The sequence below is a fragment of the Cytophagia bacterium CHB2 genome (assembly GCA_030263535.1).
Taxonomy (GTDB): Bacteria; Zhuqueibacterota; Zhuqueibacteria; order Zhuqueibacterales; family Zhuqueibacteraceae; genus Coneutiohabitans.
Genome location: SZPB01000064.1, coordinates 1 through 25,829, shown reverse-complemented (window position 1 = coordinate 25,829; position 25,829 = coordinate 1). Strand labels below are relative to the sequence as shown.

The 25,829-nt window shown below is 53.5% G+C and carries 19 protein-coding genes; 7 read left to right on the top strand and 12 right to left on the bottom strand.

Translation table 11 applies throughout. The features are described 5' to 3' along the window. The first annotated feature begins 905 nt into the window (after nucleotides 1-905). Nucleotides 906-3,893 carry an OmpA family protein gene (locus FBQ85_08835; protein MDL1875256.1) on the top strand — a complete coding sequence of 996 codons (2,988 nt, stop codon included), beginning with the start codon at nucleotides 906-908 and terminating at the stop codon, nucleotides 3,891-3,893. 236 nt (nucleotides 3,894-4,129) lie between these two features. On the opposite strand, the gene FBQ85_08830 is transcribed toward FBQ85_08835, so the two are convergent. The 11 genes from FBQ85_08830 to FBQ85_08780 form a co-directional block, all read right to left on the bottom strand. Continuing rightward, nucleotides 4,130-4,501: a hypothetical protein gene (locus FBQ85_08830; GenBank protein ID MDL1875255.1), complete on the bottom strand. Its 372-nt coding sequence runs from the start codon at nucleotides 4,499-4,501 to the stop codon at nucleotides 4,130-4,132. Nucleotides 4,502-4,771: 270 nt separating this feature from the next. Continuing rightward, nucleotides 4,772-5,998 carry a zf-HC2 domain-containing protein gene (locus FBQ85_08825; GenBank protein ID MDL1875254.1) on the bottom strand — a complete coding sequence of 409 codons (1,227 nt, stop codon included), beginning with the start codon at nucleotides 5,996-5,998 and terminating at the stop codon, nucleotides 4,772-4,774. 85 nt (nucleotides 5,999-6,083) lie between these two features. Next, on the bottom strand, nucleotides 6,084-6,698 hold the full coding sequence (locus tag FBQ85_08820) for a sigma-70 family RNA polymerase sigma factor (GenBank protein ID MDL1875253.1): 615 nt from the start codon (nucleotides 6,696-6,698) through the stop codon (nucleotides 6,084-6,086). A gap of 138 nt (nucleotides 6,699-6,836) precedes the next feature. Further along, a complete protein-coding gene (locus tag FBQ85_08815) occupies nucleotides 6,837-10,523 on the bottom strand; it encodes a tetratricopeptide repeat protein (protein ID MDL1875252.1) in 3,687 nt (1,228 codons plus the stop codon). 41 nt (nucleotides 10,524-10,564) lie between these two features. After that, the gene (locus tag FBQ85_08810; GenBank protein ID MDL1875251.1) at nucleotides 10,565-12,736 is read right to left on the bottom strand and encodes a DNA helicase; all 2,172 of its coding nucleotides are present in this window, start codon (nucleotides 12,734-12,736) and stop codon (nucleotides 10,565-10,567) included. Nucleotides 12,737-12,792: 56 nt separating this feature from the next. After that, nucleotides 12,793-13,851: an endolytic transglycosylase MltG gene (gene mltG / locus FBQ85_08805; GenBank protein MDL1875250.1), complete on the bottom strand. Its 1,059-nt coding sequence runs from the start codon at nucleotides 13,849-13,851 to the stop codon at nucleotides 12,793-12,795. A gap of 53 nt (nucleotides 13,852-13,904) precedes the next feature. Continuing rightward, entirely contained in the window at nucleotides 13,905-14,669 is a 765-nt protein-coding gene (locus FBQ85_08800) for a CPBP family intramembrane metalloprotease (GenBank protein ID MDL1875249.1), read from the bottom strand. A gap of 263 nt (nucleotides 14,670-14,932) precedes the next feature. After that, nucleotides 14,933-15,451 carry a hypothetical protein gene (locus FBQ85_08795; protein ID MDL1875248.1) on the bottom strand — a complete coding sequence of 173 codons (519 nt, stop codon included), beginning with the start codon at nucleotides 15,449-15,451 and terminating at the stop codon, nucleotides 14,933-14,935. A gap of 77 nt (nucleotides 15,452-15,528) precedes the next feature. Next, on the bottom strand, nucleotides 15,529-16,665 hold the full coding sequence (locus FBQ85_08790) for an aspartate aminotransferase family protein (GenBank protein MDL1875247.1): 1,137 nt from the start codon (nucleotides 16,663-16,665) through the stop codon (nucleotides 15,529-15,531). A gap of 118 nt (nucleotides 16,666-16,783) precedes the next feature. Then, nucleotides 16,784-17,758: an N-acetyl-gamma-glutamyl-phosphate reductase gene (locus FBQ85_08785; GenBank protein MDL1875246.1), complete on the bottom strand. Its 975-nt coding sequence runs from the start codon at nucleotides 17,756-17,758 to the stop codon at nucleotides 16,784-16,786. After that, nucleotides 17,745-19,532: a GNAT family N-acetyltransferase gene (locus FBQ85_08780; GenBank protein MDL1875245.1), complete on the bottom strand. Its 1,788-nt coding sequence runs from the start codon at nucleotides 19,530-19,532 to the stop codon at nucleotides 17,745-17,747. Before FBQ85_08780 ends, FBQ85_08785 begins: the two co-directional genes overlap by 14 nt. A gap of 187 nt (nucleotides 19,533-19,719) precedes the next feature. Here FBQ85_08780 and FBQ85_08775 point away from each other — a divergent pair, with 187 nt between their 5' ends. Next, nucleotides 19,720-21,171, top strand: a complete 1,452-nt coding sequence (locus FBQ85_08775) for a hypothetical protein (GenBank protein MDL1875244.1) — start codon at nucleotides 19,720-19,722, stop codon at nucleotides 21,169-21,171. A 34-nt stretch (nucleotides 21,172-21,205) separates the two neighbouring features. Here FBQ85_08775 and FBQ85_08770 read toward each other — a convergent pair whose 3' ends face one another. Next, nucleotides 21,206-22,111 carry a BlaI/MecI/CopY family transcriptional regulator gene (locus FBQ85_08770; protein ID MDL1875243.1) on the bottom strand — a complete coding sequence of 302 codons (906 nt, stop codon included), beginning with the start codon at nucleotides 22,109-22,111 and terminating at the stop codon, nucleotides 21,206-21,208. A gap of 207 nt (nucleotides 22,112-22,318) precedes the next feature. On the opposite strand from FBQ85_08770, the gene FBQ85_08765 reads away from it, so the two are divergent. From FBQ85_08765 to FBQ85_08745, 5 genes are all read left to right on the top strand, one after another. Continuing rightward, entirely contained in the window at nucleotides 22,319-22,603 is a 285-nt protein-coding gene (locus FBQ85_08765; GenBank protein MDL1875242.1) for a hypothetical protein, read from the top strand. Nucleotides 22,604-22,609: 6 nt separating this feature from the next. Next, complete coding sequence (locus FBQ85_08760; GenBank protein MDL1875241.1) at nucleotides 22,610-23,506, top strand: hypothetical protein; 897 nt, start codon at nucleotides 22,610-22,612, stop codon at nucleotides 23,504-23,506. Between the two features lie 63 nt (nucleotides 23,507-23,569). Continuing rightward, the gene (locus FBQ85_08755) at nucleotides 23,570-23,908 is read left to right on the top strand and encodes a divalent-cation tolerance protein CutA (protein MDL1875240.1); all 339 of its coding nucleotides are present in this window, start codon (nucleotides 23,570-23,572) and stop codon (nucleotides 23,906-23,908) included. An 18-nt stretch (nucleotides 23,909-23,926) separates the two neighbouring features. Then, nucleotides 23,927-24,700 carry a ribonuclease Z gene (locus FBQ85_08750; protein MDL1875239.1) on the top strand — a complete coding sequence of 258 codons (774 nt, stop codon included), beginning with the start codon at nucleotides 23,927-23,929 and terminating at the stop codon, nucleotides 24,698-24,700. Nucleotides 24,701-24,841: 141 nt separating this feature from the next. Then, the gene (locus tag FBQ85_08745; protein ID MDL1875238.1) at nucleotides 24,842-25,720 is read left to right on the top strand and encodes a hypothetical protein; all 879 of its coding nucleotides are present in this window, start codon (nucleotides 24,842-24,844) and stop codon (nucleotides 25,718-25,720) included. The last annotated feature ends 109 nt before the right edge of the window (nucleotides 25,721-25,829 follow it).

Here is a 25,829-nt window from a genome sequence, read left to right as displayed (position 1 = left end):
AACAACGTTGGTTTGAATTCTGCCCAAAACGTTCGCGTCGCGCAAATCCTGCCGGATTCGGTGAGATTTTTATCCTCTTCACGAGTTTCAAGCATCAGCGGGGATTCGTTGATTTGGCAAATCGCGGCAATTGCTGCCGGCAGCCAGGATTCGATCACGGTCAATGTTCAGCTTGCCGCGAATGTGCCGCCAACTCTGACAGAGCTTATCAGTTTTGCGAGTTTCACGGCCGATAATGACACAACTCTCGCAAATAATTTCGACACTGATACGCTGCGGGTGATCTCGCAACCGCCTTCGCCAATTTTGCCGCCGCAAATCACTGCGACACCGCCGATGGTGCAAGTGGGGGACAGCGTCTTTATTCGTGTGCAGGTTGAACAGGCTATTCAGAAATGGGATTTGTGGGTTTATTTTGTCACCGGGGCGATTGATTCGAGTTTTGCGGATGGCTTTATTGCCGGCACACCGTTGACCCCGCAAATCTGGTACGATGTGCATCCAGCTTTCTCTGAAACAAAGCTGCTCACGCAAGCGCAGCAGGAACGCATCGAATTCGAGTTGCGCACGGTTGATCTTTTCGGCCGGCCGGCCAGCACGCGCGCCAGCGTGACGGTGCGCGCCGGCAATGCCCTGGTGCTCGACCGCAACGTTTACGAGGCGGAACGCCAAGGCCCGCTGGCAATCAAATTCAGACTCAGTTCGAATCGCGTGGCGCGCCTGGACTTGCTGGATCTCAACGGGCAAAAGGTGACGGAGATCATCCAGGCGCCGTTCAGCGCGGGCTGGAACACGCATTTCTGGAACGGCTTCACGCAAGACGGCCGCAGAGTGGGAAGCGGAGTTTACGTCGTCACATTGCACTCGCAAGATTTTAACGATTGGAAAAAAGTGATCGTCGTCCGATGAAACCATTTCACCAAAATTTTTTTCGGTCAGCACGCATGCGCCGGCATTTGCGCGCGCTGGCTCTCGGCGTATTGAGCGCAGCGTTACTGTCGCCGCCGGAGACACACGCACAAGCACAAACGCTCACCGGTTCCAATTTTCTCAAGCTCGTGCCGGGCGCGCGGCAACAGGGACTCGCGGGGATTGGCGCGGGCGTGATCGATGAATTGCACGCACTCTACGCCAATCCGGGGGCAGCCGGTTTCAGCCGGGAATGGCAATGGGCAGCAACGTATTCAAAAACGATTGCCGAGGCTTATCACGCTTCGCTGATTTACGGCACGCATTTGCGCACGCCCTGGAGCCAGCGCTCGCATTTGAGCTTCGGACTGGGTTATCAAGGCATGCCGGATTTCGACAGCTCGGATGGCGCAGTGGCGCAGGTTTCAGCGAATGATGTGCTGGCGACGGCCGGGTTTGCGCAGCCGTTTACCATTGCCGGAAAAATGTTTGCGCTCGGAGCCAATCTCAAATATTTCCGCAGCAAGCTCGCGCAATACGACGCCGATGCCTGGATGGCCGATGCCGGGTTGCTGTATCGCTCGGCGCGTTTTCGCTTGTTGAAATCGAGCGGGCATTTCTTGAATTACGGCATCATTTCGGCGGGCGTGGGCGTGACGAATCTCGGCAACGATCTCACGTTTCAAACCTCGGGCACGCCGTTGCCGCGCACCTGGCGCGCCGGCATGGCGTTCAATGCCGGGCATCATCAGGGTTTGCAGATACAACTGGCAGCGGATTATCGTCGCGTCCATACCGAACGCGGCGGCGCGCTCAGTTTCGGCACGGAGATTTCATGGGGCCAGATGCTGTCGCTGCGCGGCGGCTATGATTTTCACGATGATTTGTTAAGCCATGTGGCGATGGGTCTGAGCTTGCGCCTGGACGATGGCGCCTCGCCGATTGGCAGCGTGCTGCCCGGGCGCAACAACACGCTGCGCCTCGATCTCGCTGCCATGGAACAAACCGATTTATTCTCACGGCCGTATCGCGGCAGCGTGACGCATTATCCCGTTGGGCCGGAGGGATTCGATTTGCGCAGCCCGGCGCCGGGTTCGATCATCGGCTCCGATAGCGTCGCGTTGGAGTGGGAAGCGACACGAGACCCCGATATGTATGATGACGCAAAATATTTGCTACTGGTCGAGCGTGATAGTTTGAAGTTGGCGGAAACGCTGGCGCTGGCGCAGCGCAGCCGCGACGATTTTTTTCAAGCCCTGGCTAACACGTCTTTCGTGATCAAAGAAAATCTCACGCGTGAGCATTTTCAGCTCAACACTCTGGAGGGGGGAGATTATTTCTGGACGGTCTTGTCTTATGATTCCGATCAACATGTGCGCGCCGCCGGACCGGCAGGCCGGAATATCTGGCGCTTCACGATGCCCGCGCCGCAGCTTGAAATCACCTCAATTACCTTCGACTACGATCAATGGATTACGCAAAGCGATTACCAAGGCATTTTGCGGATAACGTTTGCCAATGCCGGAAAGGGCGCAGCACGCAATGTTCGCTTGGCAATTTATGATTCATTGTCCCTCGCGGCCTTACCTGAAACAAATACTTCGGCGCATGCCGGGAGAAAACTCCTGGCCGATACCACGCTGGCCATGCTGATCAGCGGCGCAGCCGATACCTTGGCCATTCCCTGGCACACCTCCCAAACGGGATTGCACATGATCGCGGGCGAACTTTCGGATGACATTCGGCGCACGCGCCGGGAGGCTGAATTTTATACGATACCAAAGGGCGCGTTCGCCACAAGCGATACCGCCATTTTGATCTCGGAATCGCAAATTACGTATGAAATGCCGCTTGTTCCGGAGATCTGTTTCGATGCCAACAGCAGCGAGGTCAAGCCGGCTTATCTACACAAAGACCTGTTTGAGCCTCCGCTGGTCACGGTGGCGCAACGTCTGCGAACCCATCGCCAACTTAAAATTTATCTCAAAGGCTTTGCCGATCCAAACAGCGGCGAACACCTGGTTGCGCTTGCCGAGGCCCGCGCTGCTGCTGTACGCGATTCGCTATTCGCCTTTGGCGTAAATGCCGATCAAATCGTCATACTGCCGGGAGAAGTTTTGCCGCCGCGCCGCACGCCGGCGAATGCCGACGACGCGCGCTGGGTCATGGAAGAGCGGCGCTACGTCAGGATGTCCACCGACAAAGCGGGCGAAGTGATTGCCTTCCAGCTCGTGCCCTACCATGATGTTGAGCAGCAGTTGCTGCCTGTTGTTTTCGTGAGTTCTATCGCCAGAGCGGTGCCGTTGCAATCCGGTTTGCTGCAAACCACGGCCGGCGGCAGGCATCAGCAATTTGAGCTTGAAATCTTGTCGCGGCAAGGATTCACGCAAGAAATTCTCTGGCAGCGCGGCGAGACAAACATTGATGACGTGGAAAAGCTGGTGGGGGAAAATTTGGCCTACACGTTGCTGATGAACGATTCGCTGGGGCGCACGTTTTACACGCCCCCCGCCGAGGCCTATCTCAGCGTTGAAACGTCGGTGCGGGCACAGCGTGTGGCCTGGCCGTTGCGCTTTAATGCCACAGCGCCGTTGTATGATTTTTATTGGGACGAGCTGATTCCCTACCTCGATCAGATGTTGAACGATCCTGATGTGCGCATGCGTTTCTCCGGGCATGCCTGCGCCATTGGTTCGCAGGAGATAAACATGCGGCTCTCGCAACAACGCGCCCAGGCATTTCAACAAACGTTTTTGACGCGCATCAAGGAGCATTATCCACAATCGTACAACAAAATTATCGAACGTCTCGATGGCGCCGTTGGCCGCGGAGAAGCCCGCCCCATGGGCATAGCCTATCTCAGCGGCAGCATGGTTATTTTGGGAGATAATGAATCACCGCTGGGCCGCAAGCTGAACCGGCGCTTGGAAATTGAATTTTACTATCCTACGAAGCGGGCGAACACGTTAACTGACAAGAGATGAGTCAATTAAATAACTTACTCATTTGGGGAACCGCTAATAAACGCGAATATTCGCTAATTTTAAAATTCGCGTTTATTGGCGTGCATTCGCGGTTTGAGATTTGGGCAAGTTATTTAATCGACAATCCTTAGTGACGCCGAAGATTTTCAGGCAGAGCTTTGGCGGGTGTAAGCATTGTCTTCAGGTTTTTTAATTGTGACTTTTGCATGGGGGAGCCGCAGAAGCGGTCAGACACTTCAGTGCAGCACCACCAGCGAATCGGCATAAACTCTATAGCCAATAATTACGGCGGGATCGGTGAGGCTCACGCCCGTGAGGCAAACGCTTTTTTGTTGCCGATGGGACATGGTAAGAGTTGCGATCGGGGTGTTGGGGTTGAGATTGAGTTTTGCCCAGCTTACCGTGGCAAAAGAACGGCCTCCCCCGGCCATTTGCACAGGCCGGCGATAATAGGCCTGCGCGCGCATCGCAGCATCCAGCAGCATTCCACGAATTTCCTGTTCCTGCTGATTAAACGGAGTATCCCGAAATGCTTCTACGCCGAGCACGAATGCTACGCCGATGATGATCGCTGCCAGAATGAAGGTAAGTAGTTGATAGTTCCCCATTGTCGTCTCTCCCTGTTCGAGCCCTCGAGGTGAATGAGAGTATGATCGAACAATCCGCGCCCGATTTAACCAATCTGAAATAATGGCAAAAATGCCGAACTGCGGAAAAATTTATTGTCAGGAGGGGCTCTCAGAGCATCCGGATTCAGTCGAAACAAACCCCAATTCCCGCTTGCAGAACAGCTTCAAAAACCTCGCCTAACGATTAAAGCTCCTAATCAAAACAGAAGCCATTCTTCGTAGAACAAGAAATTCTTGTAACAACTCAGATCACCGCCCTTCCGTTTGCATTTTCCAACGCAGAAGCCCTTCGAGTCGTGCACGCTCCGAGCGCACAGTTTCAACGCCCAGTTGCGGCGCGAGAATGGCTTCCATTTGCTGATAAAACTGCAAGGTTTGGTTGAGGTGCGCGCGATTACTGCCGCTATCTGCCGTAGCCGAAAGGCTGCGCGCAAGATTGCCGATGGCAAGATAATAATAAGCGGTATCCGGATTCGTTTCTAAAAAATCCCGCCAAATCTTCTGCCGCGACTCTGCGTTCGGCGCTGCCTGCGCTTGCTGCAACGCTTGCGAAAAGGGTGAACTTCCACTTTCACTCTGGCCTTGGGGGAATTGCCGCGCTTCCAACGCCAGAGAATGACTGACGCCGCGCTGCAAATTCAGCAACTCCTTTGAAGCTTGCGGTTCCACGTTTTGCGCCAGTTCACCGGTTTTTGCCAATGGCGATTGCGCCAGAGATTCCGCCGGCAATGCGGCCCGGCCGGGCCGCAACGCGGTTTCGGCAAATTCTCCCTCATGTTTTTTTCCCGATCGACGGTTTTGCTGGTCAGATTCAAGCGTTTCCGGCAGCGAGGCGTCGAAACTTCTTTCTTGTGTTTTTGCGGCGGCCGCGAGTCTTTCCTCATCAGGTGCAGCACCCGGCGACCCAGCGACCAGCGGCGCTTCTCTTTCCAATCTTCGTGCGGAGTCTTTTGGAGAGATGCGTTTCAAATCACTAACTGCCGAAGGCTCAGCAGCCGCAAAAGCGATGGTGTCGCTCGCCAGAATCGCGGGTTCCCGTTGTTCCGAAGTTGCCAGCGAAGAGGAATCCTTTTTCCCGAGCGTCCAGAAAAAAACTAGGGCGGCAGCAGCGGCCAGGGCCAGGGCGTATTTGCCTTTACCGGTTGTAAATTTTTGCAGCCAGAGGACACGCGGCCTTTTGTCCGGCATTTTCAAAATCGCCGGCGCCGCCGTCTTTTCCGAGTCAAGGCGCGCGAGAACTCGTTTGGGTAATTGCGCGAAATAATCCGGCGGCGGCTCCGTCAAGCGCAGATCGAGTCGTGCGTGCGCGCGTTCGATGAGTTTCAATTCATGCCATGCCGCGCGGCACTTTTCGCATGATTCCAAATGCGCGGCAAGCAGCTTATGCCGGGACTCCGACAACTCTTCATCCAACAATAGATGCAGCCAATCGGACGCTGTCGCACAATTGATTGAGTTGGGGTTTCTATTAAGCATACGTTTGTGAGAGAAAATTCTCTGTGTTTCGGCAAAAAATGTTCTTCAAAAAGCCCGGAATGAAATTTTCACACCATCTGCGGCGTCACGAGGCCCGTGTTTTGTTTTTGCGTGTTTTGGTATCTAAGAACGGGCGCAACAGCGAACGCAGCTTTTCACGCGCGCGCGCCAAACGCGACATCACGGTGCCGATCTCAATGCCGAGCTGTTGGCTCATCTCTTGATAACTCATGCCTTCGCGCGTGCGCAGCAGCAACACCGTACGCTGCTCCACCGGCAACTTGTGTATCGCCTGTTCCAGCGCGAGAAAGAATTCCGACGACTCCGCGATCTGGTTCGGATCATCTTCCATCGTTGGAAAAATGTCCAGTTCACTCGTTGGTTGCTGCCAGGCTTGCCGTCGCAAAAATGTAATGGCCAGATTCACCGCAATGCGATGCAGCCAGGGATAGAACGGCCGCTCGCGGTCGAAATCGCGCAAATGCCGGAAGGCACGCACGAAACACTCTTGCAGCAAATCATCGGCATCCTCGTGCCGGCGCACGATTCGCCGTAACGCCGCATAGAGCGGACGCTGATACTTGATCACGAGCGTCTCATACGCACGGCGGTCGCCTGCCAGCGTCGCGGCAATGGCGTCGCCATCTTCCGGCGAAGGCGCAAGATAACTCGAACGTCCGTTTTCCGAGGGTACAGACATATGCGGCAATTTAACCGTTATGAATAATACGCAGGTGAGTGAACTTTATTCCGATACCAGCCGGGTTTCTGTTGTGAAATCTACGTTCCGAATGGCGACTCGTCATCAACTTGTTTGCGCCGGAACCTTCCGCGCCGCTCAATTCGCTTCCGGGCATGCACCCAGTTCGTTGATTTTGACATTCGCGAAGCGGCCGAACTCGCTGGCAGCGCCTTGCTCGCGCACAATGCGCTGGAAGAGCTGTTTGGCTTTTGCGCAACGATTCAGGCGCGTGTAGCAAATCGCGGCATCATACATCGCAATCACATCCCACGGCAGCTTCGTGGGTTTCGAAAAAAATTTTACCCGCAACAACTCGGCGATGGCCGGCTCAAAACGGCCGGCGTTCATGTGGGATTTGCCGATGTAATACTGCACCTCCGGCTCAGCGGCGGCATCCGCAAAGGGCTTCAGGCTGCGCAACAGCGAAATGGCATCATCATACTGCTGCAAATCATTGAGCAGCAGCGCGATTTTCATGTGCAAATCAAAAACTTTGGCGTCATCGGGAAAACGGCTGACATAATGCCGCGCCAGCGCCAACGCGCGATCTTTCAAACCCATGCGATCATAAACATCAATCAATGAGCGTGTGCCGAGTTTGTAATTGTTATCGAAGGTCGAATCCTTGACCACTTGCTTGAACGCTTCAATCGCATTATCCCATTGCTGATTGGCCAAATAGAAATCGCCCAGGCCGAGATAAACGGTGGGCAAAAAGGGGTGCTTCGGATAACGCCCGGGAATCGCGGTCAACGTTTCCAGCGCATCCTGCGTTTTGTTTTGAATCAACAGTGCTTTGCCCAGGCCATATTCGCCCAGAATGCCGGCTTCTGTGCCGCGATATTCACGGCTCAATTTCTTAAAGGCTTCCTCGGCAACGAGGAAATTTTTCTCCTGAATCGCCAGTTCACCGGCGGCATAATAAAAGTCCGCCGGACTCTCGCGATCATCTTTGTAGCGTTCGCGAAATACTTTTGCTTCAGCCTCGGCGCGCACAACGTTTTTGGTTTTATACCAACACAAAACCGATTTCTTCATTGCGTCTTTGTAAAAAGGTGAATCCGGACGTTCTTGCATGAACGCGACATAAAGCCCAAGCGCCTCGCTGTAATCGCCCTTGTCATAATTGATTTCAGCAAGCTGAAAGCGCGCTTCGTCGCTTGGCTCGGTGTTGGGAAAGCGGCGAATACATTCTTCAAAATAACCGGCCGCCAAAGCCTCTGCGCCCACGCGCCGGCTCAATTTCGCTGCCGCAACTAATGCGGAGGGCGCTTGCGGAGCATCGCTGTGGTTTTCGAGAAAGCGCAAATAGGTCAAGATCGCCGGGCCGTAATCTCCGGCAGCCTCTTCGAGACGGGCGCGCTGCAAATCGATGCCATCGGTTCCGGCGTAATCATGCTCGCGGGGATCGCCCATCAATTGCAACGCTTCCTGCAAACGGCCGGCGGCAATCAACACCTGCAACAGTTGTGCTTGAGCCGAGTCGGCATAGGCGCAGTAAAAAAATTTGTCGCGCACCGCCTGAAGCTCGGCAAGCGCGGCATCATACTCTTTGTCTTTTTGCAACCGCCTCGCCAACAACAATTGCCCGCGCGCCTGCGCGGCATCATGCAATTTTGAAGCGCGCAAGAGTTCCAGGGAATTTGTTGCCGCGGCGGCAGCCCCTTGTTTCAAGTGCCAATCCGCCAATTCCCACAATGCTTGATTGCGATAAGGTGAATCCTCCGTCGCGGCGACTTTTTGCAGCGCCAATGTGATTTGCCGCGCCATGAGGGAATCGTTCGGCGCGGCCAACTGCTTGCGCGTGACCGCCGCCCACAGGCGCAAGTCATCCAACTCCGCATGATTCTCCGCACGGCTCAAAACCGCATCAACATGCCCCAACAGCTCTGCGGAACGAGACGCATTTGTGTTGATTTCCAACCGGGCCAGCATGATCTGCGTCTCTTGCTCAAAACGATCGTTGCTTTCCTCGCTGAGCAATTGTTGCAACAAAGCTCGCGCGCTATCTTGGCGCGCCGCGGAGGGCCGATCGTACAAGCGATCGCTTTCAGACAACTGATAATAACTTGCGCCGAGCAAGAACACTGCTTCACGCTGCGCGCCGCTTTCAAGCGAAGCTTGCAACGCTTCACGGCTGGCCTGCGCTGCGGCAGGAAAATCGCGGCGTTGATAATGCAAGCGTGCGAGCGCGAGTTCGAGGTTATCCACAGCGGCATTTGTTCCTGCGCGCAAAACCATTTCCATGAACTGGCGCATGGATTCCGGCGCATCGTTCGGTTGAAATTCGGTGATCAAACGCAAACGTTTCTGCGCGGCCGGCGCCAATTCGCTGGCGCCGTAAAACTGCGCAAACCGCTGCCATTGCAAGCGCGCCATTTGCCGTTCACCGGCCTCGGTAAAACTCTCGGCCAGCGCGAATTGCGCATCATCGACATAAACACTGCGCGGAAAATCTTCCAGCAATTCAAAATAAAGTTTCTGCGCGTGCGCGGGATTGAGCAGGCCCTGCCGCTGAATATTGGCTTCGAGCAACAACAGGGCATCCCGAAACTGACCGTCGGGATATTCCCGGCGATACTGCCGGCAGACAGACAAAGCCGCTTCATGTTTCTTGGCATCAAAATAAAGCTGCGCGCTGCGCCAGAAGCAACGTTGCCGCAAATGCCGAGGCTGGGTCAACGCATCTTTCTCGCGCGCTGCGAGTCCGGCCGGCAGCCCCAAGGCGCGGCGATAGGCTTCGATAGCGGCCGTCACCTCACCGCTTTGTTCTCGCAAAGCGCCGAGCGTGTAGAAATATGACAATAAACTCGCGCTATCAGCGACGCTGGCATCGAACTTTTGCAGGGCCGCGCCGGCCTCCTGAGTTTTGCCAATATGAATATTCATTTCTGCCGCGCGCAATGCCATGTCATTCATTTCCGTGCGCGCCGGCGAATCCGCTTCCACACGCGCCAGCGCAGCGAGAGCGGCATTTACCTCACCGCGCGCGAAGGCTAGCTCTGCCAGGCGCGCATTCGCCAAGCGCGACCATTCGCCTTTGGGATAACGTTGTATTTGTTCCTGGTAACCTTCCTCCGCGAGCTGGAATTGCCCCAGTTGTTCCTGCAACCGGCTGCGTGTGAAGTATGCTTGCGCGTTCAAATCTTTTTCAGGGAACAGGCGAAACAGGCGTTCCGCCTCCTGCAACCCGCGCTGATACTCGCCTGCTTGCGTAAAGCTTTCCACCAACAGCAAATGCGCCGCCAGGCGATAACTGCTCTGCGCATGCTTGTCCATCATCTCGTAAAGGTTCTTGCGCGCCTGTTCGATCTCCCCGGCTTGCAATAATAACTCGCACGCTTTGTAAGCCGCCATCGGCGCTTGCGCGCTGCCCGGATGAAAATAAGCCAGCCGTTGATACGTGAGTGCGGCCTCGCTCAACTTGCCTTGCGCTTGCTGGCTTTCCGCGAGCAAAAGCTGTGATTCTGCAAGCGCAGGATGCTGCGGATATCGCATTTCGAACATGCGCAGCGCCTTTTCTGCAGCGGCATAGCGTTGCACCGCAAAGTTTGCCTGTCCCAGCAAGCGCCAGCTTTCCACCACCTCCGGCGCATCGGGATAACGCTGCATCAAAGCCTCAAGCTGCGACACGCACAGCTCGTGATAACCTTCCTGAAAAAGTTTTTGTGCGTAGAGAAAGTCCTCGGCGGCGGCGGGGTTGGGGGGAGCCGTTTGGGCGTAAGATAGCGCGGCGCAAAAAACGGCGCCGAGCAAAAAACGAATGACAGAGTTGCCGTTCAATTCCTCTCTCCTAAAAATTAGAATGCCGGATCTCGTAAAGCTCAAATGAGCCTGAGATTGCCATACTTCACCAAAATTTTCTTTTGGCCGGCGTCTTCAAAATGTACCGTTACTTTCATGCTGTCGCCGCTGCCATCGACCGAGACAATGCGGCCGCGGCCAAACGAGGTGTGCATGACCCAGCGTCCGGGGCGCACCACGCCTGCCTCCTGGGATTCATCTTCATAAACCGGCATGCTGGTATCCGGCTCCGGTTCGTCTTCATAATCATAAAAACGCTGCCGGCGTACAACCGCTTGCTTGAGCAGACGTTCATCCAACTCGGCAAGAAAACGCGAGGGGTAACAATGATGCGTACCGTTGCCATAGCGCGAGCGTGTCTGGCTGTAGGAGAGGTACAGCTTTTCTTGGGCGCGCGTAACCCCGACGTAAAACAGGCGCCGTTCTTCCTCGAGATCGGATTCCTGGGCGTTTTCCTCGCCGCGCAGCAAGGGAAACAAGCCTTCCTCCAAACCGGCAATAAAGACAATGGGAAACTCCAGGCCTTTCGCGCTGTGCAGCGTCATGAGTGTCACCGCGTTGCCTTTGGTATCCCAATTGTCGATATCCGTGATCAACGCCACGCGCTCGAGGAAACTGTCGATGGTGGCGCCGGGATTTTGCGCGGCAAACTCGCTGATGGCCAGCATCAATTCGCGAATGTTTTCAATGCGTTCCTGCTCATCTTCCTGCTTGAGTTGTTGAATGAGGTTGAGATCGTCCACCAGCGCATTGCACCACTCCGGCAGCGACAACGTGTTTTTGAGTTGCATGTATTTGTTGAGAAAACGATGAAATTCAAGAATCTTGTTGCGCAACCCGGCGGAGATACTGGCGATTTCCGCCGCCCGTTCGACCGCCTGAAACGTGGTGATTTGCTGGCTTTGCGCAAACTGTTCCAGCTTATTGATCGTCGCGTCGCCGATGCCGCGCAACGGGAAATTAATCACGCGGCGTAAACTCACCCCGTCCGCCGGATTCGCGATGACGCGCAGGTATGCGAGAATGTCTTTGACTTCTTTGCGCTCATAAAAACGCAGGCCGCCGATAATAATGTAGGGAATGCCGTTGCGGCGCAACACATCTTCAATCAAACGCGATTGCGCATTCGTGCGATAGAGAATGGCAAAATCGCGAAAGCTGCGGCCATAGTTCCGGCCTTCAGCGCTTTGCCGGCCAAATTCCTCCCGAATCTTGTCGTGTATCGTTTCAGCTTCATGATATTCATTCGCGGCCGCCAGCACGATCACGCGTTCGCCCTCTTCGCGCCGCGTCCAGAGCTGTTTGGACATGCGATTCTTGTTATTGACGATTACGGAATGGGCGGCGGCTAAAATATTGGCGGTGGAACGGTAGTTTTGTTCGAGGCGAAAAATCTTGCACTCGGGAAAGTCGTTTTCGAAATCGAGGATATTTCGCACCTCGGCCCCGCGCCAGCGATAAATCGATTGATCATCGTCGCCGACGACGAAGAGATGGCGCGTAGCGCCGGCCAGCGCCTTCAACCAAATATACTGGGCGCGATTCGTGTCCTGAAATTCATCAACGAGTATGTAGCGAAAGCGGCGCTGATAGTTCTGCAAAATCTCGGGATATTGTTGAAACAGGAGCAGCGGTTTGAGCAGCAAATCATCGAAGTCCATCGCATTGTTTTCGCGCAAGCGCTGTTGATAGACTTCATACACACGCGCAAGAACTTCCTCCTGCTGCGAGGGCCTGTAAAAATCAAAATAATTTTCCGGGTGAATAAAACCATTTTTTGCTTTTGAAATGCGGTGCCGCGCCTGGTTGGCGGACAAGTGTTCGTGCGGCACGGACATCTTTTCGAGAATGCGGCGTAGCAACGCGATTTGATCTTCCGTGTCGTAAATGCTGAATTGCCGCGAAAAGCCCAAACGATCCGCATCCAACCGCAACATGCGCGCACAAATCGAATGAAACGTGCCCAACCACAACTTGGAGGTGCTGGTGTGCTGGCCCGGAATGTTGGCGAGCGAGCGTTGCACACGTTCACGCATTTCCTGCGCGGCTTTGTTGGTAAACGTGACCGCCAGAATATTTTCCGCGGGCACCAAATTCTGTTGGATTAAATAGGCGATGCGATGGGTCAACACCCGCGTTTTGCCGCTGCCGGCGCCCGCCAGCACCAGCACCGGACCCAGCTCCGTTTGCACGGCGTTGCGCTGTTCCTCGTTAAGAGGCTTGAGCAGCGGCGCTAGTTTGGAATCTTTCAGGGATCTTCCCTCCTCTCCGGCCCCGGCTGGGTTTTGATTCTTTCCCGGCGCACCCGCGCGCGCACGCGATCAAAATCAGCTTTGGCATTAAGATGTTGCTGCAAGGTATAGCTGAAAACATGTGAGCCGTCGCCGCGCGCCACGAAATACAAATAGTTTACGCGCGCCGGCTGCACCGCCGCACGAATGGATTTGATGCCGGGATTGTTCACCGGCCCCGGCGGCAGCCCGGGATACAGATAGGTGTTATACGGCGAGTCGATTTCCAAATCGCGGAACAACAGCCGTCGCGGCGGCCCCGGCACCACGAATTGAATCGTGGGATCGGCTTGCAAGAGAATGCCGGCGCGTAAGCGATTGTGATATACCGCGGAAATCACCGTGCGCTCACTGTCAATCACCGCCTCGCCCTCGATAATCGAAGCGAGTGTCACGATTTCATGCAGGGTCATGCCGCTGGCGGCAATGCGCGCGCGCAACGAATCGTCAAGCTGGCGTTGAAATTCGCGCACAAGCATGGTGGCAATCTCGCGCGGCGTTGCGCCCCAATAAACGTTGTAGGTGTTCGGATAAAGATAGCCTTCCAGCCGCGGCGCGGCAATGCCAAGCTCGCGCGCGAAGGAAGAATCCGAGACTAATTGCAAGAACTCGTTTGCATCCAGCCCCAGCTCACGTTGCAGAATCGCGGCATAATCTTCGGAAGTTTTGCCTTCGGGCAGCGTCACCCGCTCTTCCATGCTCTTGCCCGAGCGCAACAGGCTGAGCAGATCTTTCAACGAAAGCCCCGGCGCGAGGGCGTACTTCCCGGCTTTTAGCGGCCGGTTGCGCTCGACCAGCTTTGCCGCCAGCAAAAATTTGTTGCGGTCCGGAATGATACCGGCTTGCTGCAAGCTGTCCGCAATCTGATGCAAACGCATGCCGCGAGACACGATGAAATAGGGTCGCGGCGCCGGCTGCGGCACAACCGGCTGCCACAATAGCGCATACACATAAAACGCGGAAGCAGCGGCGGCGACAACAGTCAATATCAATACGACAAGCAAAAATTTTTTCATCTATATGCAATCGCTGAATTCAAATGGTCCGGCTGGAGCGGCGTCCGGCGCCCCTAGCTCACATTCGTGCGCAAAACCCAAAAAAGATCATAAAATGCATGTGTGAAAGCGACAATGCCGATGCCGCGAAAGCTAAAAATCATGCCGAGCAAAATGCCGGCGTAAAATCGCTGCGCAAACGCCACCGCGGAAAAAGCCTCACGCCCTAAAAAATGAAACGCGGAAAAAAGCGCAGCCGAAAAAATCAACGCGAGTGCCTGCTGCATGAAGGGCTTGGCCGCGAGCACGCGTTGGAGAAACCAGAGCGTCAGCGTGAACACACCGAGCCGGAACAGCAATTCTTCGTAGATTCCCGCGCCCAGCGCCAAGGCCATGCGTGCCGGCAAGGCAACGCTTTTATCGCCGAGATTCAGCCAAAGGAATTTGATGGTGAAGGTTTTGTTGGCGACAAGATTCATCAACCCGCTGAACAAGACGCCGTAAGCCAAACTTTCCAAAATCGCATAGGGAAAATACGGCGGCTTGATCTGCAACAGATTGTGCTTTTGCGCATACCAATAAGCCCAGAACAGCAAAAGCGCAAAAACGATCCACGGCATCCAAAATTCGCGCAACCCGGCAAACCAAAGCGCGCGCTTGATCATGGCCTCGGCGCGGTTTTGAACGATGAGGGACTGGCCTTGATAAATCACGGCGTTGCTCGATTCATAAATCACGAGCAGCACCAACACCATGATCAACCCGAAGAAGTGAGCGCGGCTGACCTTATGATAATCCCGCAATCCCTGCGGCAATTTTTCCGTCCAGGCGGCTGGCATGCTTTATTGCGCTCCACAACGGACGGAAGGAACAAAAAAAATGCTGGTCACAAAATGCGCCAGCGTCGGTGCCACCGAATTTACGATGTTCTTCATGATCCATCCTCCTCCGTGATCGCGCGCTTGACCCAGCAGCGGCGAGATATTTTTTTCGAAACCGACAAAGATAGATAACCCCCCTAGTAATGTCAACTAAATTTTCGACTGAAAAAGTTCGTGATTCACATTACAACTTCACAACCGCAGCACATTCAGCGCATATCTCAGGATACTTTCAATTTATTGGAATCAAGCGCAGGCAATTCGAACGTCAAGGAGGTTTCATGGTTTTCTAAAATACGCAATCCTTTCGACGCCACAATTTTTCGCCATTTGGCATCCAACTCGGGCGGCACTTTTAAGCGAAACCGGCGCCAGCGATTCTTGGTGACGATCAGGTAAGCATTTTTGCCCGGGGCGCATCGAATCTCAACGACATTCACCCATTGCGTCAACAGCGCATTCATCATGATGCCACGCTCACTGATTTTAAGCAGCGGCATGGCGCAAAAAATGTAGACCCCAACGAGCAGCAACAACAGGTACTCCGGATTGTGTTTTAAAAGAAACAACGCCGACATCGTTAAAAAAATGAGCAAGGCAAGGCCATAATGCATACCCGCATCCGCTCTTTTCCAAACAATATGTCGGTCATTACGCTGATACAGCCAATACAAACGCAGGATAACAAAGTAGGCATAGCACATGATGAGTATCCAGCCGAGATACTCGAAAAGGATCATCGCGCGTCTCCTTTTGACTCACAGCTTTTTGTTTGTGGCGCCGTTTTCTCCGGCGTCCCCAACGCCGAAGCGGCCCTTCAACCATTTTTTATGACCGTGCGAAAACTTTCGAGAAACTGATCCGCTTGGGTTTTGGCCAACGTCAATGGCGGCAACAGCCGTATCGTGTTGGGATCGTGCGCCGCGCCTGTGAAAATTTTGTGTTCGACTAACAACTTTTTCCGGGTTTCCGCGCAGGCTGATTCCAATTCAATCCCGATCATCAATCCCCGGCCGCGCACCTCACGAATGCCATTGGAAAGCGAGTGCAATTGACGCAACAAATAATCGCCGAGCGCGCGGCTGTTTTCAATGAGATTTTCTTGAGCAAGAACATCGAGAACGGCGACGGCGGCGGCGCACGCCAGATGATTGCCGCCAAACGTCGTTCCGAGCAGGCCGTGTGAAGCCTTGAATTTTGGGTGAATCAACACGCCGGCAACGGGAAAACCGTTGCCCATGCCTTTTGCAATCGTTATCAAATCCGGGCGAATGCCGGAAAATTGGTGCGCAAAAAATTTTCCGGAACGGCCGTAACCGGATTGAATCTCATCGAGAATCAGCACGGCGCCGGACTGCTGGCACCCAGCTTGTATTTTTTGCAGGAACTCCGCCGTGGGAACATGAATCCCGCCGATGCCTTGAATGCCTTCGACAATCACCGCGCAAAGATCATCGCGGTCAAAAACGCTTTGCAAAGCTTTCTCATCATTCAAAGGAAGGAAAATGACGTGATGATCCTGATTCAACGGCGCGCGAATCTTGGCATTATCTGTCGCCGCCACGGCGGCGGAGGTGCGGCCGTGAAACGAATGCGTAAAAGCCACAATCGCGCGGTGGCCGTTGTGAAAAGATGCGAGTTTCAAGGCATTTTCATTGGCCTCGGCGCCGGAGTTGCACAAGAATAACTGATAATCCTCGTAGCCCGACAGCTTCCCCAGTTTTTGCGCCAATTCAAGCTGCAAGGGTATTTGCACGGAATTGGAATAGAAACCGATACGATTGAGTTGTTCGGTGAGTTTTTGAACATAATGAGGATGGCTGTGCCCGATGGAAATCACCGCATGCCCGCCGTAAAAATCGAGATAGCGCACGCCGTTCCTGTCCCACAGATAAACGTCGCGCGCCTTTACAGGCTCGATTTCATAAAGCGGATAAACATCAAAAAGCTGCATGAATTAACCCTTGAGGTTTAGCGGCCAGGGATTCTGGCATTCCGCCTTTGTATGTCTGGCCGGTGTTCATTTTGGGGAAACATACTGAATAGATTTCCAATTTCCAACGGCACGCATTTCAATAACCAATCGCCTTCAATCTCAATCCTGAAGTCTCATCCAGCCCGAACATCAAATTCATGTTTTGCACGGCCTGGCCCGAGGCGCCCTTCACGAGATTATCAATAACACTAATGATGAGAAGTTTATTGGCGTGTTTTTCGAGATACAAAACACAGTTATTGGTGTTCACGACTTGCTTGATGTCGGGATTTTTCCGGCTGAGATGCACAAAAGGATGCGACCGGTAATAATTTGAATAGATCTCATAAGCTTCTGCCAACGGCAACGCCGAATCCAAATAAAGCGCGCTGAGAATGCCGCGTGAGAAATTGCCGCGCATGGGAATGAAATTGAGGTGAATCTCTTCCCTCGGCTGCAACTGTTTCAAGCTTTGATAAATTTCGCCGAGATGTTGATGCTCGAAGGCTTTATAAACTTGCACGTTATTATTGCGCCAACTGAAATGGCTGGTTTCGGCAAGTCCCTGCCCCGCGCCGGTGGAACCGGTGAGGGCGCTGACATGTACGTCGCTGCGCAACTGGCCGGCATGCGCCAGCGGCAAAAGCGCGAGTTGAATGGCAGTGGCAAAACACCCCGGATTGGCCACACGCGAGGCGCGCGCAATTATTGTTTTATTCAGCTCGGGCAAGCCATAAACAAAGCCATGATCCGGCTCACGCGCCAGGCGATGATCCTGGCTGAAATCAATAATTTTAACCCGCGCTGCCGGGCGGTTATTGCTTAAATATTTTTCCGCTTCACCGTGCCCCAGGCACAGAAACAGAACGTCGATGTCATCAGCGATTTCTCCGGCGAATTTGAGTTCACTCTCGCCGAGCAGATCGCTATGAATTTCCGCAAGGGGTTTGCCGGCATGATTGCGACTGTGCGCCGCGCGAATGTCGGCCTGCGGGTGATGCATGAGAATGCGAAGCAACTCGCCGCCGGTGTAGCCGCTGGCGCCGGCAATACCGATTTTAACTCTGTTCATAGCCGCGATTGACTTTGTAATAAATCATGTGAGGATTGGCCAGCATCTTGGCAAAGCCGCGCGCATCCTCGCCGGTCCAGGAATGATAAGCTTCGTTGTACACGGAAAATTCCGGAGACAAGAGATCATGCGGCGAGGTGATGCCGAGAATTTGAAAGCGATAGGGCGCCAAATGCACGGAGACGGCGCCTGAGACGTTTTTTTGCGAATCGGACAAAAAGCTTTCGATGTTGCGCATGACGGGATCGAGAAACTGGCCTTCATGCAGCATGTTGCCATACCATTCCGCCAATTGATCTTTCCAATAAAGCTGCCATTTGGTCAAAACATGTTTTTCGAGCGCATGATGCGCTTTGATGATAACCAACGGCGCCGCCGCTTCGAAGCCGATGCGATCCTTGATGCCAATAGTCGTGTCATCGACATGAAGATCACGGCCGATGGCGTAGGGCCCGGCAATTTTTTCGAGATGCTGGATGGCGTGGACGGGATTCTCAAAAGCAAGCTCGTTGATCCCGATCAATTCGCCGCGCGTGAAATGCAACTCCACGGTTTGCGGCGCCGGATTGCTAAAGCGCGTCGGGTAGGCCTCTTCCGGCAGCCACTCCGAAGAGGTGAATGTTTCCCGGCCGCCGATCGTCGTTCCCCACAATCCCTTGTTTACCGAATATTGGGCTTTGGCCCAATCGAACTCGATACTGTGTTTTTTGAGATACTCGATTTCAGCGTTGCGTGAAACGTGCTGGTCGCGAATCGGCGCTAAGATCGTCGCTTCCGGCAGCAAAATGCTGAAGGCGATATCAAAACGGACTTGATCGTTGTCCAATCCCGTGCTGCCGTGCGCAATGCTGCCGGCTTTTATTGTTCGCGCATATTGCGCCAATGCCGTCGCCTGAAACACGCGCTCTGCGCTGGCCGACAGCGGATAGGTATTGTTCTTGAGTACGTTGCCGAAGATAAGGTATTTGATGCATTTTTGGTAGTAATTATCCGTCTCATCCAACACCACGTGTTTCTTCACGCCCAGGCGATAGGCCATTTTTTCGATCTCGGCAAGCTCTGTTGCGGTGAAGCCGCCGGTATTGACCACAACGGAATGCACTTCCAAATCCAGCTCGCGCGACAAATATTTCGCGCAATAACAAGTATCCAATCCGCCGCTGAATGCCAACACAACGAGGCGATTTTCCCGTTTTCGAATGGAAGCGGCGCGCGCATCGTGCGGATCGAAAAGCAGGCCGGTGCAAAGGCAGTGTTTGCGATTGTTGCGCGAGAGAATATCGTAATTGCGGCAGGTTTGGCAGCCGTCCCAAAATTCAGCATCCGTTGTCAATTCGGAAAACGGCACCGGTTTGAACCCCAGCTCGGCGTTCATCTTCATCACGGCGTGGCTGGTGGTGATGGAAAAGATTCTGGCATTGGGATATTTTTTGCGCGAAAGCTCGAAGATCGCATGTTTGATGCGCTTACCCAAACCGGAGTTGCGGTACTCGGGATCGACGATCAAACCCGAGTTGGCAACATATTTTCCATGCGTCCAGGTTTCAATATAGCTAAACCCGATCAGCTTGCCGCTGGTGTGAAAGGCAATGACGGCCTTGCCCTCCCGCATTTTTTGGGCAAGATATTCCGGCGGCCGTTTGGCAATGCCGATGCCGCGCGCTTTGGCGCTTTCCTCCAGCATGTGGCTGATTTGCTCGGCATATTGGAGATGGACTTCGGATGCGATTTCGAGAACAAACGGTTCGTGGCTATCTTGCAGTTCATTACTCATAGGGCGTTGCAATCCTTAACAAGTCGATTGTGAGTTGAGGCAAACAAAATTGTCGTAATATAGAACCTCTGGCATGATAGTCAAGGAAAGTTCGTACCCGGATCGCATCCGGAGATTCCGCAGGCCAAAAGGTTTGCCCGTAATTGAAACGGTTGAAAGGAATGACAAGGAATGAAAGGAATTTTTCATGATGAAGGACTCTCTCCGGCGCAGGATGTGTCTCAACGTTGCGCTTTTGCTTGGCGTGTGGGGTATTGTCCTCAATTGTACTCTTCCAACCAAAAATGATCCTTCGCCTGCCGTTATCAAAGGCAGGATCCTGATGCAAGGCAGCACGACTCCGGTGGAGGGCGCGCGCGTCGAAATCAGCGAGTTGGACCAAAGCGCCGTAACCGACGTCAACGGCGTCTTCTCGTTCACATTCGAATTGCCGGACTCGAGCGCGTATGTGGTGACCTTGATCATCTCCAAGACCGGCTTTCAAACAACTTCCATTCCTTCTGTTGTCATTCAGAATGACAAGGAAATATCCCTTGCCGATCATCATCTCGCGCAAGAGACGACGACCAGTTCTGGCCCGGCCTCGAATGTCATACTCGTTGCCGTTGAAACGAGCAATATTTTCGTTAAAGGCACAGGCGGCAATGAAAACTCGGATTTGACCTTCGAGGTGAGAGACGCCAGTGGCGCGCCCATCGATCTCAAAAATAAAGTCACTGTAACCTTTACGATCAAAGGCGGCCCGGGCGGTGGTGAGTTCTTGTCGCCGACTTCAGCCGAGAGTGACAGCCTCGGCCGGGTTTCCACAACGATTAACAGCGGCACGATTGCCGGCGCCTTGCAAGTGATCGCAAGCATTACCGGCTTGTCAATTGCGTCTGCGCCGGTTCCCATCGCAATTCACGGCGGTTTGCCGGATTTAGGCCATTTTGCTGCTGTTCCCAACCGGCTAAACTTTGCCGGGTACAATATTTTCGGTTTAGAAAATACGATAACGGCGTTTGTTGGCGATCGCTATTCCAATCCGGTTCCGCCGGGAACTGCGGTGCAATTTCAAAGCACCGGTGGCATCATCGGCGGGTCGGCCGTCACCGATCAACTTGGCCGTGCTTCTGTCACGTTGCTCTCCGCTAATCCCAGACCGCAAGGCATTGTCGGCGCGCCCTTTCCATTCAACCAAGCGGGATTTGCGAGTGTTGTGGCGCAAACCGTAAACGAAAAGCAGGAAAAAATCACAACCTCGACCGTAGTATTATTTTCGGGCGTGACACAAGTCGAAATTTCGCCGACAACCTTCAGCCTTCCGCCCCTGCGTTCACAGGTTTTTCAATATAAAGTAAGCGATCAAAATGACAATCCCCTGGTCGCCGGAACAAACATCTCTGTGGCAGCCACTGAGGGGAAACTGGGCGGTGATACCAACAACACTTTGCCAGATACGCAATCACGCGCCTTCACAATTTTTTCATTTTCGCTGACGAACTCCGAGCCGGACAGTTTTCTCGTTAAAGATGCCACGGTCACCATCGAAGTCACGAGTCAAAACGGCAATGTCAAGCTCTCGACTTCCGGACAAATGTTGCCGATTGTATCAGGCGGTTTGCGGGCGGAAGGTGTGCGTCGCAAGGCGGGGAAATAATTTCGTGTGATCGCCGGGTGGGGTTCACCGGTAATTAATTGTTACCGCGAATATCATCTGAGGCAAGAATCGCAATCATTCTGCGCAGGTGTGTTGTAATCAAATCATCGCCGGGCGCTCGGCGCAAGCGGCGTGAATAGGCCGAGGCGTCCAGAAAAGCGAGCATATCACGCCTCGTTACCGCCGGCGTGTAGAGATATTCACGGTTTTTTGCATTCTTTTGGCTCATCTCGAATGTCAACACACCGAAGACGGTGAATTCGTTCTGCGGCGAGATCAATTCGCGTTCGAGCCAGCCGCGCGCCGCCATATTTTCCAGCATGAGATCGAGATCCTTCGCTGTCAAGCCCAAACTGTCGACGTGCGCGTAAATTGCCGCAGCCGTCGCCTGTCCCGCCTTCCATAAAACTTTCATCACATTCACTTCCGTTGCCGAAGGCACTGTTGCCCACGGATTCGGCGCATTACCAGCCACACCGAGTTTGCCGGCCAAATACTTCAAGCCTTTGCCCAGCGCTTCGCCAAGATCGAACAACGGCGGAACACCGAGCTGATCGCGGCGCAGAGCATCATCAATTGCATCGCGGCGGGGCTGCTCCTGCGTCAACTCTTCCGGCCTTAAACCGACGAATGGCGTCGCTTTTGAAAAGCGGAAAACCAGCATCGAATCGGAAATCCCGTGTTCGGCATTGAAAAGCGCCTGTTCCACGAGCGCCTGCCGGCGCAACCACAATTGCCTGGCCTCCTCCGTTTCCCCCCGCAATTCTAGCACGGCAGAGGGAATGGAATCCACTAACGCCACTGAATCTGCTGTAATTTGAGATGAAATGGTGCGCGCATTTTGGGGAGGAAAAGGGGTAACCGAATTTTGTGCATGAGCTGAAAAGGGCCGGGTGATCATGACGGCCCAGATCAACACAAGAATTTTATCGAGTCGCATAGTGCCGGAGGCTCAATTCAAAACAAAACGCAGCGGAGGGACTTCCCGAAGCGTTAATATGGTTCGAACTCAAAGACGCAGACTGTGCGCGGAAAGTTGTACGCCTTAAACCTTGCGAAACATGCGCATGTTCCAAGTAAAGAATCTCTTGCCTTTCATGCAAGCAAACTTTACTTTTCGGCGGTAAACTTACGAGAGATAAAATCCATGATAAATGCGCACGAATCCGATCAGCACCATCCCGATGAAAAAGCCTTGCGCGACGAGCATCTCAAAGTGCAAAAGCTCGGTCGTGTAGCCGACCTCATCTCATTTTTATTAGCCAGCCCCTCCGTTTCAATTGTACAGGCGTGCCAGTTGATTCGCCTGACGAAGCGTTTTGCGCTCTCCCTCTTTCCCGAAAAAGAAAGCACATTCGAGTTGCTTTATCGCCGCCGTTTCAACCGTATTCTTCGCGAACGCCTCTCCCGTTCACCCGAATTCCTGAATTGAGCCGCCATGCCCGAAGCGCTTGCCGGTGTGAAAGCGACGCAATCGCGGCGCCCCTCTCTCCCCGCACATGGTTTTCTAGGCCTGGCGATTATGCTGCTCGGCGAAGGTTTTATGCTCGCCAAAATCAATCCGGTTTATGAGTGGTTCACACCGGTGCAATGGACGGGCTATCTTCTGCTGCTCGATGCCTTACTGATCAAGTGGCGCGGCGAATCGTTCATCTTTGCGCACACGCGTGAGTTCTGCGCCCTGGCGTTCTTTTCCGTTGTTTATTGGTTCATGTTCGAAGGCTACAATCTTCATCTGCGCAACTGGGCTTATGTAAATCTTCCGCAAAACTTTGCGCTGCGCATGATTGGCTTCATTTGGGCGTTCGCCACGGTTTATCCCGGCATTTTGATGACCAATGAGGTGTTGCAGGCGCTGGGGCTGTTTAAAAATGTGTCGTTTAAATCTCGCTTAAAAAAGCCTCTTAATTTTCCGGGTTGGTTGTTGAACACATTTATTGTTTTTGGATTTTTGTGTTGCACCGTACCCTTCCTGGTACCGCACGCGATCGCGCAATATCTTTTCGTTTTCGTTTGGGTGGGCTTTATTTTCCTGCTCGATCCCATGAATTATCGCGCGGGGTTGCCTTCACTGTTGGGCGAACTCGAGCGCGGCTCGGTGCGCACCATGTTGACTCTGTTTGTTGCGGGAATTATCTGCGGCTTCCTGTGGGAATTTTGGAATTATTGGGCCGGCACCAAATGGGTTTATACCGTACCCTATTTCAACAAGCCCAAAATCTTTGAGATGCCGCTTTACGGCTATCTCGGCTTTATGGCATTTGCGGTGGAATGTTTCACCATGTGGCATTTTACTAGAAACTTTTTGCCGGCCTCCTGGAAAAGATGGCGATAGTCAATCTTTTCTTTCAAAAAAGTCTGGAAAAAATTGCGGCTGCATTTTGTGCTGGAGAGGGTAATGGACAATTCGAACGAAAATATTGTGGTGCTGGTAACCGCCTCAAATGAAACCGAAGGCGCGAAACTCGCCAAACAAATCATCGAGAAGCGGCTGGCTGCTTGCGTCAATCTCGTTCCAACAATACGCTCGTTCTTTTGGTGGCAAGGCCGGATTGATGAACAAACCGAAACGTTGCTGGCAATCAAAACCGTGCCGCGCTTGCTGAACGAGTTGATTGCCATAGTACAAGCGCATCATTCTTATCAAGTGCCCGAAATCATTGCACTGCCAATCGTCGCGGGCGCAGCGAACTATTTGGAGTGGCTCAACGGCGAACTCAAGCCGATTTCGGATTGATGATTGCGGAATGCGAAAATGGCAACGGCAGGCTCTGAGATTGACATAATTGTGCTCGGTTCGGGTACGCGCGTGTTGCTGGCAGAGCACAGCATGGCCGGTTATGCGGTACGCTGCCGTGATTACTTTTTGTTGTTGGATTGCGGCGACGGCGTGATTCGGCGCGGCCTGGAGGCGGGTTTGCCGGTAATCACCGTAGACGCGGTTTTATTCTCTCATCTTCATCTCGATCACATTGCCGATTTGCCGCCCTTGTTGTGGGCGCTGCACGGCGAGGGCCGGCAGCGCGCCGAACGCCCCTTGCATCTTTTTGGTCCGCCCGGTTTTCGCAACTTTTTTGAGGGCTTGTCGGATTTGTACGGAAATTGGATCGCAGAAATCGCGCCGCCGATCATCGTGCGTGAGGTTTATTCCGAAATTTTTAAAACGGGGCCGTGGCAGGTGCAGGCGTTGCCGATGAATCATGGCATGCCGGCTAACGGTTATCGTTTGCAAGCCTCGCAGCGCACACTCGCTTATACCGGGGATACCGGGCCTTGTGATGAAATTGTGCCGCTGGCGCAGGACGCCGGCCTGCTGATTACGGAATGTTCGTTCCCCAATGAACACGGCACGTGGAATCATCTCACGGCCGGCGAGGTGGGCGACTTTGCACAGCGTGCGCGATGCCAGCGTGTTTTACTTTCGCATCTTTACCCCGAGAGCTTGGCGGGTGATATCGTTGCCCAATGCCGTGAAAAATTTTCCGGAGAGATCAAACTTGCGCAGGATTTGCAGCGTCTTACTCTGTAGCAGAAATCCATCAAAGCTGACGAACACCAGTTTTTAAATTTGATTAAGCGCCGTAACGTCAATCTCCGCTAAAAGGCCGTGCGATAATTTCAAAAAACGTTTTTCCACCGGTTGTGTGCACATTTACGGTATCTATCCTTTTTGAAGAACCTCAAGAAAAAACCGTTGTTTTGGGCGCTGGCCGTCTCCCTGCTTATTCATCTGCTCGCTTTTTTGTTCACAAGCTGGGCCGCGATGCTGGGCTGGATTTTTTTGGCAGTGGAAAAAGTTGCTGCGGGCCCTGCCGTTATTGAGCTGACCTTTGACGAAGACAAACCCCGTGAAGTCGTCGAAACGCCGGAGTCCGCGCGACGCGATGAAACAACTCCTGAACCTAAATATGCCTCAGACAAAGATGCTGTAGCGCAAAATCGCGAGGCGCCGGAAGACTTGCCGCTCGGCGAGGCTTATGCGCAGGGCTTATCCGATGCCGACGATCTTCCCGCGCAACAGCATCAGCCCACACCGCAGCAAGAATCGCCCAGCCCGGCCAATCAGCAAAATGACGACGACGTGAGCGCAAACGCGCAGCCGGAGCCGTTTTATTTTGGCGCAAGCAGCTTTCGGCGCGAGCTGCTCACCAGCAGCAATCCTCAAGCTGAAACGCAAACCTCAGCCGGGCGGAATAACCAAGCCTCCCGTTCACCCGAATTGGGAGATTTTTCCCTCAATACGTATGATTGGGATTTTGCGCCATACATGATCTGGCTCAAACGCCGCATTCAGGAAAACATTTATCCGCCGCCGGCATTCACACACATGGGATTGATCAGCGGCAAGACGCAATTGCGGTTTCGCATTTATCCGGATGGTTCGCTGCAAACGCTTGAAGTCATCAAATTCAATGGCCATGAATCGCTGATGCGGACAAGCGTTCGGGCTGTACAACTTTCAGCGCCGTTTCGCAAACTCCCGGGAAACTTTCCGGAGCCTTATCTTGAGATCACCGGGCAGTTTGAATACACGATCATCCGGCAATGAGCAGGCTTGTTAAGGATTGCCATTTAAATAACTTACTCATTTTCTTTAAACCGCTAATCAACGCGAATGGTCGCTAATGCTTTTTAATTCGCGATGATTCGCGTCTATT

Excerpts from the sequence above, each read along its gene's own strand:
- FBQ85_08835 (MDL1875256.1), top strand. The coding sequence starts at position 906 with ATGAAACCATTTCACCAAAATTTTTTTCGGTCAGCACGCATGCGCCGG.
- FBQ85_08830 (MDL1875255.1), bottom strand. The coding sequence starts at position 4,501 with ATGGGGAACTATCAACTACTTACCTTCATTCTGGCAGCGATCATCATC.
- FBQ85_08825 (MDL1875254.1), bottom strand. The coding sequence starts at position 5,998 with ATGCTTAATAGAAACCCCAACTCAATCAATTGTGCGACAGCGTCCGAT.
- FBQ85_08820 (MDL1875253.1), bottom strand. The coding sequence starts at position 6,698 with ATGTCTGTACCCTCGGAAAACGGACGTTCGAGTTATCTTGCGCCTTCG.
- mltG (MDL1875250.1), bottom strand. The coding sequence starts at position 13,851 with ATGAAAAAATTTTTGCTTGTCGTATTGATATTGACTGTTGTCGCCGCC.
- FBQ85_08800 (MDL1875249.1), bottom strand. The coding sequence starts at position 14,669 with ATGCCAGCCGCCTGGACGGAAAAATTGCCGCAGGGATTGCGGGATTAT.
- FBQ85_08795 (MDL1875248.1), bottom strand. The coding sequence starts at position 15,451 with ATGATCCTTTTCGAGTATCTCGGCTGGATACTCATCATGTGCTATGCC.
- FBQ85_08790 (MDL1875247.1), bottom strand. The coding sequence starts at position 16,665 with ATGCAGCTTTTTGATGTTTATCCGCTTTATGAAATCGAGCCTGTAAAG.
- FBQ85_08785 (MDL1875246.1), bottom strand. The coding sequence starts at position 17,758 with ATGAACAGAGTTAAAATCGGTATTGCCGGCGCCAGCGGCTACACCGGC.
- FBQ85_08780 (MDL1875245.1), bottom strand. The coding sequence starts at position 19,532 with ATGAGTAATGAACTGCAAGATAGCCACGAACCGTTTGTTCTCGAAATC.
- FBQ85_08775 (MDL1875244.1), top strand. The coding sequence starts at position 19,720 with ATGATGAAGGACTCTCTCCGGCGCAGGATGTGTCTCAACGTTGCGCTT.
- FBQ85_08770 (MDL1875243.1), bottom strand. The coding sequence starts at position 22,111 with ATGCGACTCGATAAAATTCTTGTGTTGATCTGGGCCGTCATGATCACC.
- FBQ85_08765 (MDL1875242.1), top strand. The coding sequence starts at position 22,319 with ATGATAAATGCGCACGAATCCGATCAGCACCATCCCGATGAAAAAGCC.
- FBQ85_08760 (MDL1875241.1), top strand. The coding sequence starts at position 22,610 with ATGCCCGAAGCGCTTGCCGGTGTGAAAGCGACGCAATCGCGGCGCCCC.
- FBQ85_08755 (MDL1875240.1), top strand. The coding sequence starts at position 23,570 with ATGGACAATTCGAACGAAAATATTGTGGTGCTGGTAACCGCCTCAAAT.
- FBQ85_08750 (MDL1875239.1), top strand. The coding sequence starts at position 23,927 with ATGGCAACGGCAGGCTCTGAGATTGACATAATTGTGCTCGGTTCGGGT.